Source organism: Arthrobacter oryzae (genome assembly GCF_003634095.1).
In the GTDB taxonomy this organism is placed as follows: Bacteria; Actinomycetota; Actinomycetes; order Actinomycetales; family Micrococcaceae; genus Arthrobacter; species Arthrobacter oryzae.
Window position 1 is genome coordinate 340,233 of the sequence record NZ_RBIR01000004.1, and the last position, 19,371, is coordinate 359,603.

The window sequence follows — 19,371 nt, forward strand, 5'->3', positions numbered from 1 at the left end:
GATCACGCACATGAGTCCCGTCCTCCTCTTTATTCTCGGTGTCGTCTTCGTGGCGATCGGCATCGCCGTGTCCATTGCCCTGCATGAAGTGGGGCATCTGCTGCCGGCCAAGCTGTTCAAGGTCCGCGTCACCAAGTACATGATCGGGTTCGGGCCCACGGTCTGGTCGAAGAAGCGGGGCGAAACGGAGTATGGCCTCAAGGCCATCCCGCTGGGCGGTTACGTGTCCATGATCGGGATGTACCCGCCGAACAAGGAAGACGGCACCGTCCGCCCGTCGAGCACCGGGATGTTCCAGTCGCTGGCATCGGACGCCCGGTCCCTGGCCCACGAGGAAATCGGTCCGGGCGACGAAAACCGGGTCTTCTACCGGCTGCCGGTCTGGAAGAAGATCATCATCATGCTCGGCGGGCCCGCGATGAACCTGCTGATCGGCGTCGTGCTGACCGGGGTGCTCCTGATGGGATTCGGCATCGCCAGTCAGACCACCACCGTCGCCGAAGTCTCCAAATGCCAGGTCAAGGCGGGCGAGACCGTGGATCCGAATTCCGCCGCTTGCAAGCTCACCCCCGCGGCGTCCGCCGGCCTCAAACCGAACGACACGATCACCTCCTTCGACGGCAAGGCCGTCACCAGCTGGAACGAACTCACCGGCTGGATCCGCGCCTCGGCGGGCAAGCAGGTCAGCATCACCGTCCAGCGCAACGGCGCCCCGGTCGCCACCACCGTCACGCCAGTGCTCTCCGCCCGCCCGGTGATCGGTCCCGACGGCCGCCAGACCAAGGGCGCCGACGGCAAGCTCCAGTACCAGGACGTCGGGTTCCTGGGCATCGGCGCCCAGACGGCCCTCGTGCCGCAGCCGGCGTCCTCCGTGCTGCCGATGGCGGGGGAGAACATCACGCAGGTGGCCGGCGTGATCGTGAACCTGCCGGACCGCGTGGCCGGCGTGGCCAAGGCCGCCTTCAGCGAGGAGCCCCGGGACCCCAACGGCCCCATCAGCGTGGTGGGTGTGGGCCGCGTGGCCGGGGAGGTGGCCGCCATGGAGCAGGTCCCGCTGCAGTCGCGCTTCGCGGCCCTGATCGGTCTGCTGGCCGGGCTCAACTTCGCCCTGGCCGTCTTCAACCTCGTTCCGCTGCTGCCGCTCGACGGCGGCCACGTGGCCGGCGCGCTGTATGAGGGCGCCCGCCGCCAGGTCGCCCGACTCCGCGGCCGCCCGGACCCCGGCGCCTTCGATATCGCCAAGCTGCTCCCGGTCACCTACGTGGTGGCGGTCCTGCTGATGGGCATGGGCGCCCTGCTGATCTACGCGGACATCGTCAAACCGGTAAACCTCTTCGGCTAGCGGCGTCCCTGCTGCGGTGGTCCGGACGGACGGCCCGTCGCAGCCCAATGCCGCTGAGATTGATTTATAAGCTTATTTCAGCTGATTTTAAGTAATCAGTTGAAAGTGGTTGATTATTAAAGATCACCTCCCTAAGCTGGGCTCATGTACGTCATGACTATCGACCAGCGCGGCAGTACCGGCGACGTCGACAGGGTTCCCGGCCTCCTGAAGGAACTCCGCCCGCTGTCCACTTCGGGCCGCTTTGAGCGCTCGGTGGGGGACGAGGTCCAGGGAGTCGTGGAACGGCCCGACGAGGTGGTGGAGATTGCCTTGCACGCGCTGCGCAGCGGCCGCTGGTACGTCGGGATCGGGGTGGGGGAGGTGGACCAGCCGCTGCCTGCCAGCCCCCGGGAAGGTTCCGGCCCCGCCTTTGTGGCAGCCCGGGCCGCAGTTGAACGGGCCAAAGCCGCGGCCGCCCATGTGCCGCTCGCCGTGGTCGCCGGCAGCCCCGGCCGGGTGCGGGCCGCGGGCGGCGGAACCGGGGCTGCAGGAGCCGACGGGGCCGCGGCCTGCGCCAACGCGGAAGCCGTGCTGCGACTGATCGGCCGTCTGGTCCAGGACCGGACCGCGGCGCAGTGGAAGGTGGTGGATATGCTGCGCTCGGTGCGGCACGGACAGCCCGGCGCCCAGGGCGGCCACGGCAGCCAAAAGGTGGCTGCGCAGAAACTCGGAATCACGGAGCAATCGGTGAGCCGCGCGCTGTTGCGGTCCGGCTGGCAGGAAGAATGGGCGGCAAGGCCGGCTGCCGCAGTGCTGCTGTCCTGCGCCGACCACGGCACAGAAAACCACAGCACAACCCAGCACAGAACAGAAGGAGACCGGTGAACGCCCTCTGGATCACCCTGGCCATGCTCACAGCCGGCTTCGTCGGCTGGCCGGTCACGGCCCTCGTCTTCCGGCTCGCCCGGACCATCGACGACCGGGCTGATGCCGGTGCCGGTGCCGCCGGCGCGGCCACCGGCGGCACTCCTGCCGAGGATCCCGCCGCAGACTCCACCGCCGACGTCGAGAGCCCCCGGCCGGCAGCGGACGCCACGGCGGGTGCAGCGGACGCCGCCGCGGGTGCGTCAGATGCGGCGGTCGGGGACGAGGCGGCCGTCAGCAGCGCGCGCATCCTGCGAGGCGGCGCCATCATCGGCGTCCTGGAACGGTTTGCGGTGTGCCTGGCAGTCCTGGCCGGCCAGCCTGTCGCCATCGCCTATGTCGTGGCCATCAAGGGCCTGGGCCGCTTCGCGGAGTTGAAGGCCACCCCGGTCGCCGCCGAGCGTTTCATCATCGGGACCCTTACGTCCATGCTGTGGGCGGCCGGCGTCGCCGCACTGGCCAAGGTCCTCGTCTTCGGCTGACTGCGGCCCGGCCGGCTGTGTACCGGGCGGCCTCGGATGGGAACCGGGCATACGGGGCGATAGTGTATCCATATGACTGTTTTTGCTGTGGAGTACGTGTACGACGCCGATTCTTCCGAGGTCCGCAACGCCAGCCGCCCGGCGCACCGCGCGTGGACGGCGGAACTAGCCCGCGAAGGTGCACTGCTCGCAAGCGGCCCCTACGGCGACGGCGCAGGCGCGCTGCTCATCTTCAAGGCGGCCGATGAGGCGGCCCTGAACGAGCTCCTGCGGCAGGACCCCTTCGCAGCCGCCGGTGCAATCTCGGGCACGCGCACCACCGCGTGGGCTCCGGTGACCGGTCTTCTGGCCGATCACGCCGCCTAACCCGTTCCGTCCGCACCTTCTTTACCTCAATACTAAAAGGGAGTCCATGTGACCTCGGTCAGCCTGGGAATGCCGTCAGCACCGCCCCCCGTCCTTGCCCCCCGCCGGAAAACACGCCAGATCAAGGTGGGATCCGTCGGTGTCGGCTCGGACTCGCCCATCAGCGTCCAGTCCATGACCACGACGCCGACGACCGACATCAACGCCACGCTGCAGCAGATCGCGGAGCTCACGGCTTCCGGCTGCGACATTGTGCGCGTCGCGTGCCCCTCCGCGGATGACGCGGAGGCGCTGCCGATCATCGCCAAGAAGTCCCAGATCCCGGTGATCGCGGACATCCACTTCCAGCCGAAGTACGTCTTCGCCGCGATCGAGGCCGGCTGTGCCGCCGTCCGCGTGAACCCTGGCAACATCCGCAAATTCGATGACCAGGTCAAGGAAATCGCCCGGGCCGCCAAGGACCACGGCACCTCGATCCGGATCGGCGTCAACGCCGGCTCGCTGGAACCCGGCATCCTGAAGAAGTACGGCAAGGCCACCCCGGAAGCCCTGGTGGAATCCGCCGTCTGGGAGGCCTCGCTTTTCGAAGAGCACGGTTTCCACGACTTCAAGATTTCCGTCAAGCACAACGACCCCGTGATCATGGTCGCGGCCTATGAAATGCTCGCCGAAAAGGGCGACTGGCCGCTGCACCTCGGCGTCACGGAGGCCGGACCGGCCTTCCAGGGCACCATCAAGTCCGCGACGGCGTTCGGTGCCCTGCTCTCGCGCGGCATCGGCGACACCATCCGCGTTTCCCTCTCGGCCCCGCCGGTCGAGGAAATCAAGGTGGGCAACCAGATCCTGCAGTCGCTCAACCTGCGCCCCCGCAAGCTGGAAATCGTCTCCTGCCCGTCCTGCGGACGTGCCCAGGTGGACGTCTACACGCTGGCCGAGCAGGTCACGGCAGGCCTGGAAGGCATGGAGATCCCGCTGCGCGTGGCCGTCATGGGCTGCGTCGTCAACGGACCGGGCGAAGCCCGCGAAGCCGATCTCGGTGTCGCCTCGGGCAACGGCAAGGGACAGATTTTCGTTCGGGGCGAGGTCATCAAAACTGTCCCCGAGGATCAAATTGTTGAGACACTGATCGAAGAAGCCATGCGTATCGCGGAAGAGATGGGGGACGCCGATGGCGAAGATGCTCTCAAGGGTAGCCCCGTGGTTAGCGTCTCGTAGGGACGGCACCACACCCGGCGTCGGTGTCCGCGTCCTTGGCGGGGCGGACACCGGAGCGTTGCTGGCGCTGGCGCACCGGAACGCCGTCGCCAATGTCTTCATCCTCTCCCATCTGGAGTCCGTCGGTACGGCGTCCCCCACGGCCGGGGGCGCCAGCATCTTCGGCGTGTTCGACGGCGGCACGCTCCTTGGCGCCTGCTGGGCCGGCGCCAACCTGGTGCCGGTCGAGCTGGACCCCGACTTCGCCGGCCTCGTGGCTGCCGCCGCACACCGTTCCGGGCGCCGCTACGCCTCGATCTTTGGCCCCGCCGAAACGGTCCTGGCTGTCTACTCGGCTCTGGAGCAGCTCGGCCAGGGCGCCCACGAGGTCCGCGACCACCAGCCCCTGTTGACCATCACCGGACCGCCGGCTGTGACGCCCGCGCCCGGACTGGGCTTTGGCGAACTGGCCGACTTCGACAAGATCCTGCCCGCGTGCGCCGCGATGTTCGAGGAAGAAGTGGGCTACTCGCCGTACCTGGGCGGCAGGGAGTACTACAGCCGGCGCGTCAAGAGCCTCATCCGCCAGGGCCATTCCCTGGTCCACCTGAACTCTGCCGGGGACGTGGTCTTCAAAGCCGAGCTGGGCGCCGTGACGCCGGAAGTCACCCAGATCCAGGGTGTCTGGATGAATCCCGAGTACCGCGGGCTGGGACTGAGTGCGGGTTACATGGCCGCCGCCGTCGTCCTCGCCCAGACTCTGGCCCCGGTCACCAGCCTGTATGTCAACGACTTCAACACCAAGGCCCGCGCCACCTACGACCGCGTCGGCTTCCGCCAGGTAGGCACGTTCGCTACGGTGCTCTTCTAGCGCCCGGGCACCACTCCTGCACGAAGATGACGAAAAGTATCTGGGTGCAGGCTCTTGATTCGCGGCCCGGTGTCACATAGGTTCTACCTAGCCGTGTCTCACCGGCGCCACCACTCCCCGGCGTAACTTCAGGGAAATGCGGCGCCTGGCGGCGACACCAAGTAGCTCACAGCCTGAAATCTGGGGGTGATGGGGCCACGGAGCCACGCCATGACGGGATGACCAGCTGGAAACGGCCAGGGGCTTCCACCAGTCATGGCGTGGCTCTTCCCGCGTCTGCCGTGCCGCCGGCGCTGCTGCCGACGCTGCCGCCGGCGCTGCCGCGGGCGGCGACCCGGCAGGGCGTCGCGGTAAGCGGGGGCCGTGCGGACGGTAGATTAGTACCTAGATGCTTTTCTTAGGCTTTGCCCGCACTTCCCCAGAAACGGATACCCCACCTGTGGTCCTTCGACTCTCCAAGCTGTTCCTGCGCACCCTGCGCGAAGATCCCGCCGACGCCGAGGTAGCCAGCCACCGGCTCCTGGTCCGGGCCGGCTATATCCGGCGGGCCGCGCCGGGTATCTATACCTGGTTGCCGCTGGGGCTCAGTGTCCTGCGCAAGGTCGAACAGGTCATCCGCGAGGAAATGTCCGCCATCGGCGCGCAGGAAGTCCACTTCCCGGCCCTGCTGCCCAAGGAACCCTACGAGGTCACCAACCGCTGGACGGAGTACGGCGAGGGCATCTTCCGGCTCAAGGACCGCAAGGGCAACGACTACCTCCTGGCCCCCACGCACGAGGAAATGTTCACCCTGCTGGTCAAGGACCTGTACTCCTCGTACAAGGACCTGCCCCTGAGCATCTACCAGATCCAGAACAAGTACCGCGATGAGGCGCGTCCCCGGGCAGGCCTGCTGCGCGGCCGCGAATTCATCATGAAGGACTCCTACTCCTTCGACGTCGACGACGCCGGCCTGGACGCCAGCTACGCGGCGCACCGCAGCGCGTACCTGAAGATCTTCGAGCGCCTTGGCCTCGAGGTCATTCCGGTGGCCGCCACCGCCGGGGCCATGGGCGGGTCCAAGAGCGAGGAATTCCTGCACCCCACCGAGATCGGCGAGGACACCTTCGTGCGTTCCCCCGGCGGTTACGCGGCCAACGTCGAGGCCGTCACCACTGTGGTCCCCGCGGAGATCGACTTCAGCAACGCCCCGGCCGCGGAAGTCCGTGACACCCCGGACACGCCGACGATCGAAACACTCGTGGACGCCGCCAATGTCCTCGTCCCGCGCAGCGAGGCCGACGGCGGCGCATGGACCGCCGCCGACACCCTCAAGAACGTTGTGCTCGCAGTGACGCTGCCCACGGGCGAACGCCAGATCGTCGTCATCGGCGTTCCCGGCGACCGCGGCGTCGACCTCAAGCGGGTGGAAGCGAACATCGGGTCCTTCCTGCCGATCGCGGGGGAGATCACCCTCGAAGCCGCCGGCGAGGAAGACCTCAAGAAGCAGCCCCTCATCGTCAAGGGCTACCTCGGCCCCGGCCTGACCCTCGACGCGCCCCTGCTCGGTACCGAAGGTGCCGCCAAGCTGCTCTATCTCGTGGACCCCCGCGTGGTCAGCGGCACCGCCTGGGTTACCGGCGCCAACGAGGCCGGAAAGCACGTGTTCGGCCTCGTCGCCGGCCGCGACTTCGGCTGGGACGGCGTCATCGAGTGCACCGAGGTGCGCGCCGGCGATCAGGCCCCCGACGGGTCCGGACCGCTGGAAACCGCCCGCGGCATCGAAATGGGCCACATCTTCCAGCTGGGCCGCAAGTACGCCGAGGCCCTGGACCTGAAAGTCCTGGACCAGAACGGCAAGCAGGTCGTGGTGACCATGGGCTCCTATGGCGTCGGGGTCACCCGCGCCGTCGCAGCCCTCGCCGAGTCCAACCATGATGAGAAGGGCCTCGTCTGGCCCCGCGCCGTCGCTCCGGCCGATGTCCACGTTGTGGCCGTGGGCCGCGGCGAGGAAATCTTTGCCACCGCCGAACAGCTGTCCCTGGAACTCGAAGCCGCCGGCCTCGAGGTCATCTACGATGACCGGCCCAAGGTATCCCCGGGCGTGAAATTCGGGGACGCCGAGCTCGTCGGCGTCCCGACCATCCTCGCCGTCGGTCGCGGCCTTGTGGACGGCGTAGTGGAGATCAAGGACCGGCGCAGCGGCAATGCCGAGAACGTGGCCGTTGACAAGGCGGTTGACTACGTGGTCAACGCCGTCCGCAACAGCTGACGCCGCGCAGTCTCTGGTAGTGGTCTCCGGACTAGAGTCGATCCAGCTCGGCACCGTCATCCTGATCATCGTGGCCGGTCTTGCAGCGGGCTGGGTCGACGCCGTCGTCGGTGGCGGCGGCCTCATCCAGCTCCCGGCAATGCTCCTGGTGCCGGGCATCAGCCCGGTGCAGGCGCTGGCGACCAACAAGATGGGGTCCATCTTCGGCACCACCACGAGTGCGGTCACGTACTACGGCCGTGTCCGGCCCGATCTGCGCACCGCCCTGCCCATGGCGGTGATCGCGATGGCGGGCAGCTTCGGCGGTGCGGTGCTGGCCGCCAACCTGCCGGCGAGCGTGTTCAAACCGATCATCGTGGCCGCGCTGATCGCCGTCGCGCTGTTCACCGCCTTCCGGCCCAATGTGGGCGCGCTGACGAAGCTGCGCCACGCCGGGCACCGGCACTATGTGGTGGCCTGCCTGATCGGCGGCGTGATCGGCTTCTATGACGGCCTGATCGGTCCGGGCACCGGCTCGTTCCTCATCATCGCGCTGGTCTCGGCGATGGGCTACGCCTTCCTGGAAGCCAGCGCGAAGGCCAAGATCGTGAACGTGGCCACCAACGCCGGCGCCCTCCTGTTCTTCGTGCCGCACGGGGCCGTGTTGTGGGGGCTCGGGCTGGTCCTCGGCATGGCCAACATGGCCGGCGGCTATCTGGGTGCCCGGACGGCCGTCAAACAGGGCAACAGGTTCATCCGCATCGTCTTTCTCGCGGTCGTCGGGGCGCTGATCATCAAGCTCGGCTCGGACGTCTGGCACGACAACCTGGCCTAGCCGCACCGGGCGCAGAGGACTCTGCCGCCCGCACGGGAACCAGCCGGCACAACCGGCGCCGGGGTACTCCCCGTCTGCTGGCACCGGGCGTAGCATGCAGCTATGTCAGCAGGCGAGGAACGCTACAGGGATGCCCTCGAGGCCGCGGCCGGACATGCACGCCGGTGGCTCGGGAGCCAGGGAACCCGCCGTATCGGGCCGCAGGCCACGGCGGCCGGGCTGGCGGCCGACTTCGGCGGTCCGATACCCAAGGAGGGCATGCCGGCCGCGGAGGTGGTGGACTATCTCGCGGCCAAGGCCGAACCCGGGCTGATGGCCATGCCGTCAGGGCGGTTCTTCGGCTGGGTCATCGGCGGCACGCTACCGGCCGCGCTGGCGGCGGACTGGCTGGTCAGCGCCTGGGACCAGAACGCGGGGCTGCGCTTCGCGACGCCGGCGACCGCCGCCATCGAGGAAGCCGCCGGCAAGTGGATCCTTGAGCTTCTGGGTCTTCCCGACGAGTCCGACGTCGGCTTTGCCACCGGCGCCACCATGGCCAATTTCACCGGACTTGCCGCTGCCCGCTGGCGGCTCATGGCCGATGCCGGCTGGGACCTCGACGGCGACGGGCTCGCCGGGGCCCCGAAGATCCGCTGCTTCGTGGGGCAGGAACGGCACGACACCATCGACCTCGGCCTGCGTTATCTGGGCCTGGGACGTCCCACGGTGGTGCCGTCCGACCGCCAGGGACGCATCATCCCGGCCGAACTCGACTGCGCCCTGGACCTCGCGCTCAGCGCGGGGCAGGATGACCGGCCGGTCCCGGCCCTGGTGTGCCTGCAGGCCGGAAATCTGCATTCGGGCGCCTTCGATCCCTTCACCGAGGCGATTGCTGTCGCGAAGGCGCACGGCGCGTGGGTGCACGTGGACGGCGCCTTCGGGCTCTGGGCAGCAGCCGTGCCGGAACTGGCGGCCCTGACCGCAGGACTCCGGCTGGCGGATTCGTGGGGGACGGATGCCCACAAGACCCTCAACGTGCCCTACGACTGCGGAATCGCGATCGTGCGCGACGCACAGGCCTTGCGTTCGGCGATGGGGCTGCACACCAGCTACCTGATCCAGGCCGCGGACGGTGCCGGCGACCCCTTCGAGTCCGTGCCCGAGCTCTCCCGCCGGGCGCGCGGCGTGCCCGTATGGGCCGCGCTGAAATCCCTCGGCCGCGACGGCGTGGCCGGCCAGGTCCGCACGCTCGTGCTGCGGGCCGCGCAGTTGGCCGAACAGCTCGGCGCGCTGGACGGCGTCGAGGTCCTCAACGACGTCGACTACACCCAGGTGTCCCTGGCGTTCGGGGACGACGCCGTGACCCGCGCCGTGACCGAGCGGATCATCGGGGACGGCCGGGTCTGGATGTCCGGCTCACGCTGGCAGGACCGCGATATCCTGCGGATTTCGGTGAGCAACTGGAGCACGGACGACGCCGACGTCCGGATCGCCGTCGACGCCGTCCGCGACGCTCTGGCGGCCGTGCGCGGCTGACCGCACCGGAGATCCGCTCAGCCGCCGCCGGACAGGCGGACGGCGGTCAGCTTGTATTCGGGGCACCCTGTGACCTCGTCCTCCACGGCAGAGGTGAGGCTGTTGACCGCGGCGCCGGGGAAATGGAAGCCCGCGAACACCTGGCCCGGTTCCACCTCGTCCGTGATCCGCGCCCGCAGGACCGCCGTTCCGTGCCGGCTGCCCAGCCGGACGGGATCGCCGTCGTGGAACCCCAGCGCTGCCGCGTCCGCGGCGCAGACATCGATCGTCTCGCCGGCGAGCAGGCGCAGGTTGTCGGTGCGGCGGGTCATGCTGCCGGAGTTGTAGTGCTCGCCCCGGCGACCGGTGATGAGCAGGTACGGGAACACCTCGTCGCATTGCTCGCCCGGCGGCAGGTACGGCCGCGCGGCAAGGTGCGCCAGGCCGTCTGGGGTGGCGAAGCGGTCCTGGTAGAGCCTGGGCGTTCCGGGGGAATCGGCGGTCCCGCACGGCCAGTGCAGCGGCCCGTCGCGGTCCAGCCGTGCGTGCGAGATGCCGCCGAACAGCGGCGCCACTGCGGCGCATTCCGCCATGGCCTCCGCCGGTGTGGCGCAACCGAGGTCCGCCCCCATGCCGGCCGCGACGGCGTGGAGCACCTCGAAGTCCGTGCGGACGCCGGCAGGGGGCGCCACGGCGGCCCGGACCCGCTGGAAGCGCCGGTCGAAATTGACGAACGTGCCGTCCTTCTCCAGCCAGGCGGCCACGGGGAAGACGACGTCCGCGGCGGCGGCCGTGGGGGAGAGGAACAGATCGTTGCAGATCACCAGCGGGCAGGCGGCCAGGGCTGCCCGCACCGAGGTACTGTCGGGATCGGTGGCGAGTACGTCCTCCCCGATGACCCACAGCGACTTCAACGCCCCGTCCCGGGCGGCCGCGAACATCTGCGGGATGCGTAGCCCGGGCCGCGGCGGCACACCGGCCCGCCATTCACTGGCGCACCGGGTCCGCGCGGCGGGGTCCAGGATCTTCTGGTAGCCCGGCAGCAGATCGGGCAGGGCTCCCATGTCCGAGGCGCCCTGGACGTTGTTCTGCCCGCGCAGCGGGTTCACCCCGCCGCCGGCACCCGGCCCCACGGCGCCGCGCAGCAGTGCCAGATTGGACAGGGTCCGTACCCCGTCCGTGCCGTGCAGATGTTCGGTCACGCCGAGGCCGTAGAAGATCGCCGGAGCGAGGGCCTGCCCGTACATCACGGCGGCACGCACCAGATCGTCCGCCGGGACGCCGGAAATCCCCGCCACCCGTTCCGGCGGGTAGTCGCCGAGCAGCTCCAGCAGCTCGTCGTAGCCGCCGGTGTGCGCGCCCACGAAGGCGGTGTCCACGAGTCCCTCGCGGGCCAGGACGTGCGCCAGGCCGTTGAACACGGCCACGTTGGTTCCCGGCCGGGGCCGGAGGTGGAGATCGGCGTGCCGGGCCAGGGAGGTTCGGCGGGGATCCACCACCACCAGGCGGGCGCCGTCCATGACCCGCTGGAAGATCCGGGACCCCACCACGGGGTGCGCGGCCGTCGGGTTGGCGCCGGCCAGGAGGATCGCGTCGCACCGGTCGAGGTCATCGAACGGGTTAGTCCCGCCGCCCAGACCGAAAGTGGCGGCCAGGCCGGCCGCGGAGGGGGCGTGGCAGAGCCGGGCACAGTTGTCCACATTGTTGGTCCCCATGAGGGCCCGGGCGAACTTCTGGGCCAGGTAGTTCTCCTCATTCGTGGCCCGGGCCGAGGAGATGAGGGCGAATCCGTCCGGGTCGGTGTCCCGGATCACAGTCAGCCTGGCGGCCACGTACCCGACTGCCTCGTCCCACGTCGCCGGGGCCAGGGTTCCATTCCTGCGAATCAGCGGGGTGGTCAGGCGTTCCGCGGATCCGAGGAACCCGTGGGCGAACCGTCCTTTGACGCACGCGTGGCCGCGATTCACCGAACCGTCCCCGGCGGGCCGGACGGTCATGATCGCGTTGTCGCGGGTGGAGACCTCCAGGCTGCAGCCGACGCCGCAATAGCCGCACGTGGTCAGGGTCTGCCGTTCGATCGGCAGCAGATTAAGCAGCCCGGGCTCGGAGAGCGCACCGGTGGGGCAGGTGTCCACGCAGGCCCCGCACGAGACGCAATCGGACTCCGCCCAGGGCCCGCCTGTTCCCGGCGCCACCACCGTGCCGGCGCCGCGGCCCACCAGGGTCAGGGCGAACGTGCCCTGGATCTCGGCGCAGGCGCGCACGCACCGCCCGCACGCGATGCAGAGATCGCGGTCGAGCTTGACGTACGGGTGGGAGTGGTCAACCCCGCGCTCCGGCGGCAGCACGGAACCAGCCGGGGCACTGACCCCGTAGGCGGCGCATTCCCGGGCCAGTTCGCTGCGGTCGGCGGGGACATCCAGTGCCCGGGGCGGCAGCCCCGCGACGATGGCCTGCAAGGCATCGCGCCGGATCGCCCGTGATGCCTCGACGGCGATGCGCAATCCGTCCTCGGCCGGGGTACTGCAGGCGGCCGCCGGCCCCCGGCCGGCGACATCCACCAGGCACGTGCGGCACGAGGCCGCCGTCGTGAGCCGGTCATCGTGGCACAACGCCGGGAGGGCCAGGCCGGCGGCCCGAACCGCGTCCAGCAGCGTCGCCCCGGCCGGGACCTCGACCTGAAGGCCGTCGACCAGGAGTTTCATGACGGCCAGCCGGCAAGGCCGTATACGCGGGCAAGGCTCCGCACCGCCGCCGGTACCCTCCGGCCGAAGGCGCACAGGCTGCCCGCCGCCATCGTGCGCAGCACCTCGCCGCGTTCGCCGCTGATCTCCGGGTCGTCCGGCCGCTCGGCCAGGGCACGGCCGCGCCATGCCCCTACCCGGCAGGGCGAGCACTGTCCGCAACTCTCCGCGGCGGCGAAGTCCCACAGGTTTCGCAGCACTTCCACACCGGAGAGCCTGTCATCGAAGGCGACGATCCCCGCGTGGCCGAGTGCTGCCCCGTGCCCGGACAGGGCGGCATCGCTCAGCGGCACATCGAGGTCCCCGGGGCCAAGGAAACCGCCCAGCGGGCCGCCGATTTGAAGCGCGCGCAGCCTCGCACCGTCCCGGAGCCCGCCCCCGAGGTCCTCGACGATGCGCCGGACCGGCGTGCCGATCTCCACCTCATAGGCTCCGGGCCGCCGGAACCGTTCGGACAGGCACGCGAGTACGGTCCCGGCCTCCTCCGGGGTCCCCAGCGCCGCGTACGCGGCCCCGCCGTGCTGCACGATCCACGGGACCGCGCTGAGCGTTTCCACGTTGTTGACCACCGTGGGACGGCCGAAAAGGCCGTGCCCGGTGGGGAACGGCGGCCGGGGCCGGACGACGCCGCGCAGCCCTTCGATGCCGTTGAGCAGGGCGGTTTCCTCCCCGGAGACGTAGGACCCTGCGCCCTCAACCACCTGGACGTCCAGGCCGAGGCCGCTGCCCGCCGCGTCTGTGCCGAGATGCCCGGCGGCGCGTGCCTCGGCCAGCGCATCCCGCAGCCGGGCGGCGGCGCCCGGATATTCCGAGCGGACGAACACGATGCCGGTGGCCGCGCGGACGGCGAAGCAGGCCAGGGTGAGCCCCTCGAGCACGCGGTGCGGGTCCTGTTCCATGAGCAGGCGGTCCGCATAGGAACCTGGGTCGCCCTCGTCGCCGTTGGCCACCACCACGCGGGGCCCAGGGTGCTCGAGCGCGGCCCGCCACTTGGCGGCGGCGCGGAACCCTGCTCCGCCCCGTCCCCTCAGCTGTGCGGCCTCGACCCGGGCCAGGACGTCCTCGGGTGTTCCTGAGGCGGCGACCGCTGGCCATACCGACCACGGCGGCGACGCTCCGAGCAGTCCGGCGGTGACCACGGGGACCGGGCTGTCGCTGTACACCGGGATGGGCGGAGCCGTCCGCGGGGAATTTCCCCGCAATTGGGCCGCCAGGCCGGGCCCGGCGTACGCATCCACGCCGTCCAGGGCTGCGGGGCCCGAAAAGCAATAGCCCAGGCAGCGCACTGCCTGGATCGAGACAGAGCCGTCCGCGCTCCGGCTCCCCGATTCCACCCCGAGCGCAGCCTCCACCTCGGCGACGTGCGCGCCGCCGCTCGCCGCGAAACAGGCGGCGGCGTTGCAGACCCGGACGTGCCGGGTTCCGCGGGACGCGGAGAAATCGGCGAAGAAAGTTGCCGGTCCTTCGACCGCAGCCGCGGGCAGGCCGAGCGTGCGGGCAATCTCGGCCGGGGCGGCGCGGGTGGAACGGAGCACGTTCGCGACGTCCCCGATCGGCCGGTCGAAGCGGCCGGCATACCGGAGGAACGGATCGTCATTGTTCCGGTCCTGCCGGTTCGGCCCGTTATCGGGCTCGGCGCCCGGGCGCCCGGCACGGGGTTCCTGCATGCGCCCAACTCTTGCCTTGGCGGCCGGGACGGGGAAGGGTCGAAGGTCCCCGCAGTACTCTGACCCGGTACTAGCCGGCGGCCGTTCCGGCTGCCTGGCCCGCTGCTTCCCGATCCGCCTGTCCCGGTTCCGGCAGCTCCTGCGGGCCCGGCAGGTCCGGCAGGGTACGGCCCGCCAGCGTGCTCGCCACCCACAGCGAACGGGCCAGATCACCGGCGTCCTGACGCTGCTCGGCGTAGCAGAGGGCGTTCTCCACCTCGCGGACGAGGCTCCACTGCCGGGCGGTTTCGGCGTCGAGGCCCGCGGCCGCGCTGAAATCCGCGCAGCGCTCGAGCAGCGCCCGCCCGGAGTCCTTCCGCGGCAACTCCCGGATCCTGTTCCACAGCACCGGGGCCACCGCGAACTCGGCCTCGCCGATCAACGGCTGCGGGTCGATGGCGGCGAAACGTGCCGGATCCGACGGTCCTCCCACACGGGGGTCCGGCACGTCGGCCCGGGCCAGGATGTTCAGGTAGTGCAGGTCGGCGTGGACCAGGACGTCCTTGCCTGACCGTCTGCCCACGGCGCCGCGGGTCTGGCAGACCTCGAGTGCGGCCTCAAGCAGCCACCGGGGGAACGGCCGGGCCAGCCTCTCCCACGTCTCGGGGAATTCGTCACTCCACTGTTCGGCCTTGGCCGCCACATGGTCGATTTCCCGCCACTCCGGCCGGTGGTCGGGGACCACGCTGAGCTGGCGGACCAAACCGCCCCACACCGGCACCGCGGTTTCCAGCGGGACGTCCTGGAGGGAGCGGCCGGCGTCCAGCCGCTCCAGGAGGAGGACGCAGGATCCTGCATCGGCGTCCAGCAGCCGGACGGCGCCGCGGCCGCCCCATAGGGCGAGGGCTAGACGTTCCCGGGCGGCCTCTTCATGCGGGAACGCGATCTTGAGGACTGCGGCCTTGCCGTCCTCGCCGCGGCCGGGGGAGTCATCCCCGAGCCGGCGCCGCACGGGGATGACAACGGCGCCGTGACCGTGCCAGGGAAGGGCCCCCGGCTCCAGGTCCGGCACAAGCTTCCACTGGTCGAGGAATTGTCCGATCAGGCCGGGAAGGGACGCCAGCCACGCACGTCCGGCGGGCGTGCGGGCGTAGCGGCGGGCAAGAGCGGGCGGAATGCTGGCGTCGGAAAACGGACTCATCCGACCAATCGTAGGCGCCGGCACCAACTGACCTCGCGGAGGGGGTGGACCTAGACGATCCCGCTCGCGCCCAGGAGGTTGCCGATCAGGAACGTGGCCACCAGTGCTGCCGCGCCGCCAATCACCACGCGGACGGCGGCCTTGAGCTTCGAGCCGCCGCCGATCCATGCGCCCACGGCGCCGGTGGCGGCCAGCGCGACGAGCACGGCCACGAACGTCAGCGGGATCCTGATGCTTTCCGGCGGCAGCAGGATGGCCATCATGGGGAGGATCGCACCGATCAGGAACGCGATGGCGGAGGCGAACGCTGCGTGCCACGGGCTGACGATGTCGGTCTCGTCAATGTGGAGTTCGGCCGAGAGGTGCGCGCCGAGGGCATCGTGCGCGGTGAGCTCCTTGGCTACCGTGCGGGCCGTCTCGGGGCTGAGGCCTTTGCCCTGGTAGATCGCGGCGAGCTCCTCAAGCTCTTCCTCCGGCTGTTCCGCCAGTTCCCGCCGTTCCTTCTCGATCAAGGCATGCTGGCTGTCCTTCTGGCTGCTGACGGAGACGTATTCACCCAAAGCCATTGAGATGGCCCCGCCGACGACGCCCGCGGCGCCCGCGATCAGGATCGGCCCCGTGTCTGTTGTGGCGCTGGCCACGCCGACTACGATCGCCGCGACGGAGACGATGCCGTCGTTGGCCCCCAAGACGCCCGCGCGGAGCCAATTGAGGCGGTGCGCGATGTCATTGTGGTGCGGTTCGTTCTCGTGCAGGGTTGCGGCGCCAGTCGTATCCATGACTACAGCAAATCACCCGGACCGCGGGCGTGCCAGTATTCCAAGGCTTACCAACCTAAGTCGAAGCTTCCTCGGGCCCCTTAGCCAGCCGGCCGCGGCGGCAGCGCCGCGCGATCCAGGCCGGGCAGCGGGCCCGGATCCGCGCCCCAGAGCACGGTGCGCTTTCCGGCGTCGAACAGGGCCGCAATGGCCCACTGCCGGGTTTCGCCCCCGCTCAGTGCCACGAGGTCTCCGTACACCGGCAACGCCGAGGCCTCCAGGTTGCCGAGACCCGCGGCGGGGGAGGCCAGGAAGGAGTGGCTGAGCGTGAACCCAGCCTCACGCGGCGGAACGGCCGAACAATTGAGCACGCTGAGCGATTCCGCACTGCGGAGGAGCGCATCGTGGTGCGCCAGCTGTCCGGCAGCTGACTTGGCAGCGTCGCCGTCAAGCCGGGGCAGCGCCACCTGGTAGCCGTAGATGGTCTGTGCTTCCGTCCGTGCCACCGCGGCCAGCGCGGTTCCCACGGTCGCGGCGGACGATGTGGCCGCGGAGGCGCCCGGCGTTTCAGAGCCGTCCGCGCCGTCCGGAGTTGCGGTGAAAGCGGGGGCTGAGGGGGAAGCAGTGCCGGTGGCGCCCTCTCCGGATCCGGCGGAGGTGGACGGGCACGTGCCGGTCAGTTGGGGCGCGGGCACGTCGGCGGCCGGCGCCGCGGTTCCGGTGGCCGCCGCGAGGGCAGAGGCCTGGAGCAGTTGGGCGGTGCCGACGGCGGCCAGGAGGCGCGCCATGCCCCCGTCGGCCATGGCAGCGTCTGCGAGGCGCTGGCGGCCGCTGTGCGCGAGAGCCGTTACCAGCCCGGCCGCGGTCGAGGGCAGCGGCGCAGCCGATGCGGTCGCCGGCGCGGCGGCGGACGGCCCGGTGTTGGAAGGCCCGGCAGTGGACGGCCCGGTGTTGGGAGGCCCGGCAGTGGACGGCGCGGCAGTGGAAGGTCCGGCAGTGGACGGCCCGGCGCCAGAAGGCGCGGGCGAGGCTGGCGACGTGGCCGGCGTCGGCGTTGCCTGGCCGGACTCCGCGGGCGCTGCGCCGGGGGTCCCCGGGGGTTTTTCTCCCGGTGCCAGAAGCGCCTGCGCCTGGGTTGTCAGCAAGGTCACAGTCCGCCCGAGGGCGGAGCCCGCCGCATCTGCCCGAACACCGGCTGAGCGGTCATTCCCCGCGGTGCCAAGATGGCTGCCGGCATCCAACAGCCGCGCGGTTTCGGCAAGCGCGGAGGCCCGTGCCCGGTCGGAAAAGGGCGGCTGCACGGGCTCCGGCGGGCGGGCCGGCGTTATCGCCACTCCCAGGCTGACTACCACCAGGGCCAGGCACGCCAGGAGCGCGTAGCGGGGAAGCCACCGGAGGAAGTGGCCCTGCCGTCGCTTTTCCCGGGATTCATCGTTCACAACAGACCATGTTGTCATGCCGGCCGGAAGGCAAGTGCACCACGCCGCCCGGAAAATCGCTAGGCTAGTACACACAACATCATCTAGCGGGAGGCGGCCGGCATCATGACCAACGCAGAAGCCACGACTTCAACAGACCGGACCGGAACGGGGAAGGCTGAAGCCGCAACCGTTCACAATGTGGAGGCCGAGCGCCTGCACGCACTCCTGGAACCCGCAGTGCTGGCGAACCGGCTGTATCTGGAAGACGTATCCATCCAAGTCGCAGGCGCCAACCGCGTGGTCCACGTGGTGGTGGACTTGCCGCAGGAGGAAGTCGGCGGCGTCGGCCTCGACGTCATCGCGGAGATCTCCAAGACCCTCTCGGACACCCTGGACAACGACCCCAGCATGGACGCACGGCCCTATGAGCTTGAGGTTTCCTCGCCCGGCGTCGGGCGTCCACTGACCGACAAGCGGCACTGGCACCGTGCCCGCGGGCGGATGGTCACCGTCAATGTGATCCAGGGTGACAACGTCACCGGCAGGATCCAGTCCGTCGATGACGAGGGAGTCACCCTCGTCCCGGAAATCGCCGTCAAGAAGGGCATGAAGCCCAAACAGGGTGAGCCCGTCAAGCTTCCTTTCGACAGGATCCGTAGCGGAAAAGTCGAGATAGAGTTCAGCCACCTCGAAGAGGCCGGTCTGGAAAAAGTAAACAATGGACCTTCTGAGGAGGCCTAATGGATATTGACATGAGCGCGCTGAGACTCCTGGAGCGTGAGCGTGAAATCCCGCTGGATCTCCTGATTCCGACGATTGAGCAGGCCCTGTTGGTGGCCTACCACAAGACGCCGGGCGCCTTTGAGAAGGCCCGGGCCGAGCTGGATCGCAAGAGCGGCCACGTGACCATCTGGGCCACGGAGATCGACGACGACGGCGCCCCGATCGGCGAGTTCGAGGACACCCCCGCGGGCTTCGGACGCATCGCGGCGAGCACCGCACGGCAGATCATCCTGCAGCGCCTCCGGGACGCCGAGGATGACAACGTGCTGGGCCAGTTCAAGGGCCGCGAAGGCGAGCTCGTCGCCGGCACCATCCAGCAGGGCAACAACCCGCACATGATCCAGGTGAACCTGGGCACGGTCGAGGCACTGCTGCCGCCGCCCGAGCAGGTTCCCGGCGAGAAGTACCTGCACGGCAACCGGCTTCGAGCCTTCGTGATCGACGTCCACCGCGGCACCAAGGGTCCGTCGATTACGCTGTCCCGGTCCCACCCGGGGCTCGTCCGGAAGCTCTTCGAGCTGGAGGTCCCCGAAATCGCGGACCGTTCCGTGGAGATCGTGGCGCTCGCCCGCGAAGCCGGCCACCGCACCAAAATTGCGGTCAAGGCCAATACGCCCGGCGTCAATGCCAAGGGCGCCTGCATCGGCGAAATGGGTTCGCGCGTCCGCGCCGTCATGACCGAACTCAATGACGAAAAGATCGACATCGTTGACTACAGCGATGACCCGGCGACCTTTATCGCGAGTGCACTCTCGCCGTCACGCGTGAATTCGGTCACCATCACCGACGAGGCGACCCGTTCCGCGCGGGTGGTTGTTCCCGACTACCAGCTCTCCCTCGCCATCGGCAAAGAGGGCCAGAACGCCCGGCTCGCCGCCAAGCTCACGGGCTGGCGAATCGATATCGTCTCTGACGCAGCCGTCAACAGCGGCAAATAGTTCTCAAACGCACAAACAGCGGGTCGCGGTCGCGGCCCGCTGTTTGTGCGTCCTCTGACGGGGGCGCCCGTGGTTTCGGCGCTGACGGGCAGGCCCGGGTTCGGGACCCGGGCGCCGGAGGGGCTAGAATGGATGTGACCGCGCCTAACGGCCGGTATCC

General features: G+C 69.7%; 16 protein-coding genes. 11 read left to right on the top strand and 5 right to left on the bottom strand.

Annotated elements, in window-relative coordinates; all coding sequences use genetic code 11:
* Positions 1-10: 10 nt before the first annotated feature.
* From C8D78_RS11740 to C8D78_RS11780, 9 genes are all read left to right on the top strand, one after another.
* Positions 11-1,342, top strand: coding sequence for a M50 family metallopeptidase (locus C8D78_RS11740; RefSeq protein ID WP_120953867.1), 1,332 nt, complete (start codon positions 11-13; stop codon positions 1,340-1,342).
* 144 nt (positions 1,343-1,486) lie between these two features.
* Positions 1,487-2,209 (top strand): MarR family transcriptional regulator, encoded by a 723-nt coding sequence (locus C8D78_RS11745; RefSeq protein ID WP_120953869.1) that lies wholly within the window; start codon positions 1,487-1,489, stop codon positions 2,207-2,209.
* Positions 2,206-2,730, top strand: a complete 525-nt coding sequence (locus C8D78_RS11750) for a hypothetical protein (protein WP_120953871.1) — start codon at positions 2,206-2,208, stop codon at positions 2,728-2,730. Before C8D78_RS11745 ends, C8D78_RS11750 begins: the two co-directional genes overlap by 4 nt.
* A gap of 72 nt (positions 2,731-2,802) precedes the next feature.
* A complete protein-coding gene (locus C8D78_RS11755; protein WP_120953873.1) occupies positions 2,803-3,096 on the top strand; it encodes a YciI family protein in 294 nt (97 codons plus the stop codon).
* A 48-nt stretch (positions 3,097-3,144) separates the two neighbouring features.
* Positions 3,145-4,311 carry a flavodoxin-dependent (E)-4-hydroxy-3-methylbut-2-enyl-diphosphate synthase gene (ispG, locus tag C8D78_RS11760; protein WP_120953875.1) on the top strand — a complete coding sequence of 389 codons (1,167 nt, stop codon included), beginning with the start codon at positions 3,145-3,147 and terminating at the stop codon, positions 4,309-4,311.
* Complete coding sequence (locus C8D78_RS11765) at positions 4,274-5,161, top strand: GNAT family N-acetyltransferase (protein ID WP_120954128.1); 888 nt, start codon at positions 4,274-4,276, stop codon at positions 5,159-5,161. The genes ispG and C8D78_RS11765 overlap by 38 nt, the downstream gene beginning before the upstream one ends.
* A 439-nt stretch (positions 5,162-5,600) precedes the next feature.
* Entirely contained in the window at positions 5,601-7,412 is a 1,812-nt protein-coding gene (locus C8D78_RS11770) for a proline--tRNA ligase (protein ID WP_120953876.1), read from the top strand.
* A 19-nt stretch (positions 7,413-7,431) separates the two neighbouring features.
* Positions 7,432-8,226 (top strand): sulfite exporter TauE/SafE family protein, encoded by a 795-nt coding sequence (locus C8D78_RS11775; RefSeq protein WP_120953878.1) that lies wholly within the window; start codon positions 7,432-7,434, stop codon positions 8,224-8,226.
* A 102-nt stretch (positions 8,227-8,328) separates the two neighbouring features.
* Positions 8,329-9,741, top strand: a complete 1,413-nt coding sequence (locus C8D78_RS11780; protein WP_120953880.1) for a pyridoxal phosphate-dependent decarboxylase family protein — start codon at positions 8,329-8,331, stop codon at positions 9,739-9,741.
* 17 nt (positions 9,742-9,758) lie between these two features.
* Here C8D78_RS11780 and fdhF read toward each other — a convergent pair whose 3' ends face one another.
* The 5 genes from fdhF to C8D78_RS11805 all read right to left on the bottom strand — a co-directional run bounded on the left by fdhF (position 9,759) and on the right by C8D78_RS11805 (position 17,508).
* Complete coding sequence (fdhF, locus tag C8D78_RS11785) at positions 9,759-12,425, bottom strand: formate dehydrogenase subunit alpha (protein ID WP_120953882.1); 2,667 nt, start codon at positions 12,423-12,425, stop codon at positions 9,759-9,761.
* Positions 12,422-14,131, bottom strand: a complete 1,710-nt coding sequence (locus C8D78_RS11790; protein ID WP_120953884.1) for an NAD(P)H-dependent oxidoreductase subunit E — start codon at positions 14,129-14,131, stop codon at positions 12,422-12,424. The genes fdhF and C8D78_RS11790 overlap by 4 nt, the downstream gene beginning before the upstream one ends.
* A 70-nt stretch (positions 14,132-14,201) precedes the next feature.
* Entirely contained in the window at positions 14,202-15,311 is a 1,110-nt protein-coding gene (locus tag C8D78_RS11795; RefSeq protein WP_120953886.1) for an aminoglycoside phosphotransferase family protein, read from the bottom strand.
* Positions 15,312-15,361: 50 nt separating this feature from the next.
* Complete coding sequence (locus tag C8D78_RS11800) at positions 15,362-16,090, bottom strand: VIT1/CCC1 transporter family protein (RefSeq protein ID WP_120953888.1); 729 nt, start codon at positions 16,088-16,090, stop codon at positions 15,362-15,364.
* A gap of 80 nt (positions 16,091-16,170) precedes the next feature.
* Positions 16,171-17,508 (bottom strand): DUF4439 domain-containing protein, encoded by a 1,338-nt coding sequence (locus tag C8D78_RS11805; protein ID WP_244208364.1) that lies wholly within the window; start codon positions 17,506-17,508, stop codon positions 16,171-16,173.
* Between the two features lie 105 nt (positions 17,509-17,613).
* Between C8D78_RS11805 and C8D78_RS11810 the strand changes: the two genes are divergently transcribed.
* Complete coding sequence (locus tag C8D78_RS11810) at positions 17,614-18,231, top strand: ribosome maturation factor RimP (protein ID WP_120953892.1); 618 nt, start codon at positions 17,614-17,616, stop codon at positions 18,229-18,231.
* On the top strand, positions 18,231-19,211 hold the full coding sequence (nusA, locus tag C8D78_RS11815) for a transcription termination factor NusA (RefSeq protein WP_120953894.1): 981 nt from the start codon (positions 18,231-18,233) through the stop codon (positions 19,209-19,211). Before C8D78_RS11810 ends, nusA begins: the two co-directional genes overlap by 1 nt.
* The last annotated feature ends 160 nt before the right edge of the window (positions 19,212-19,371 follow it).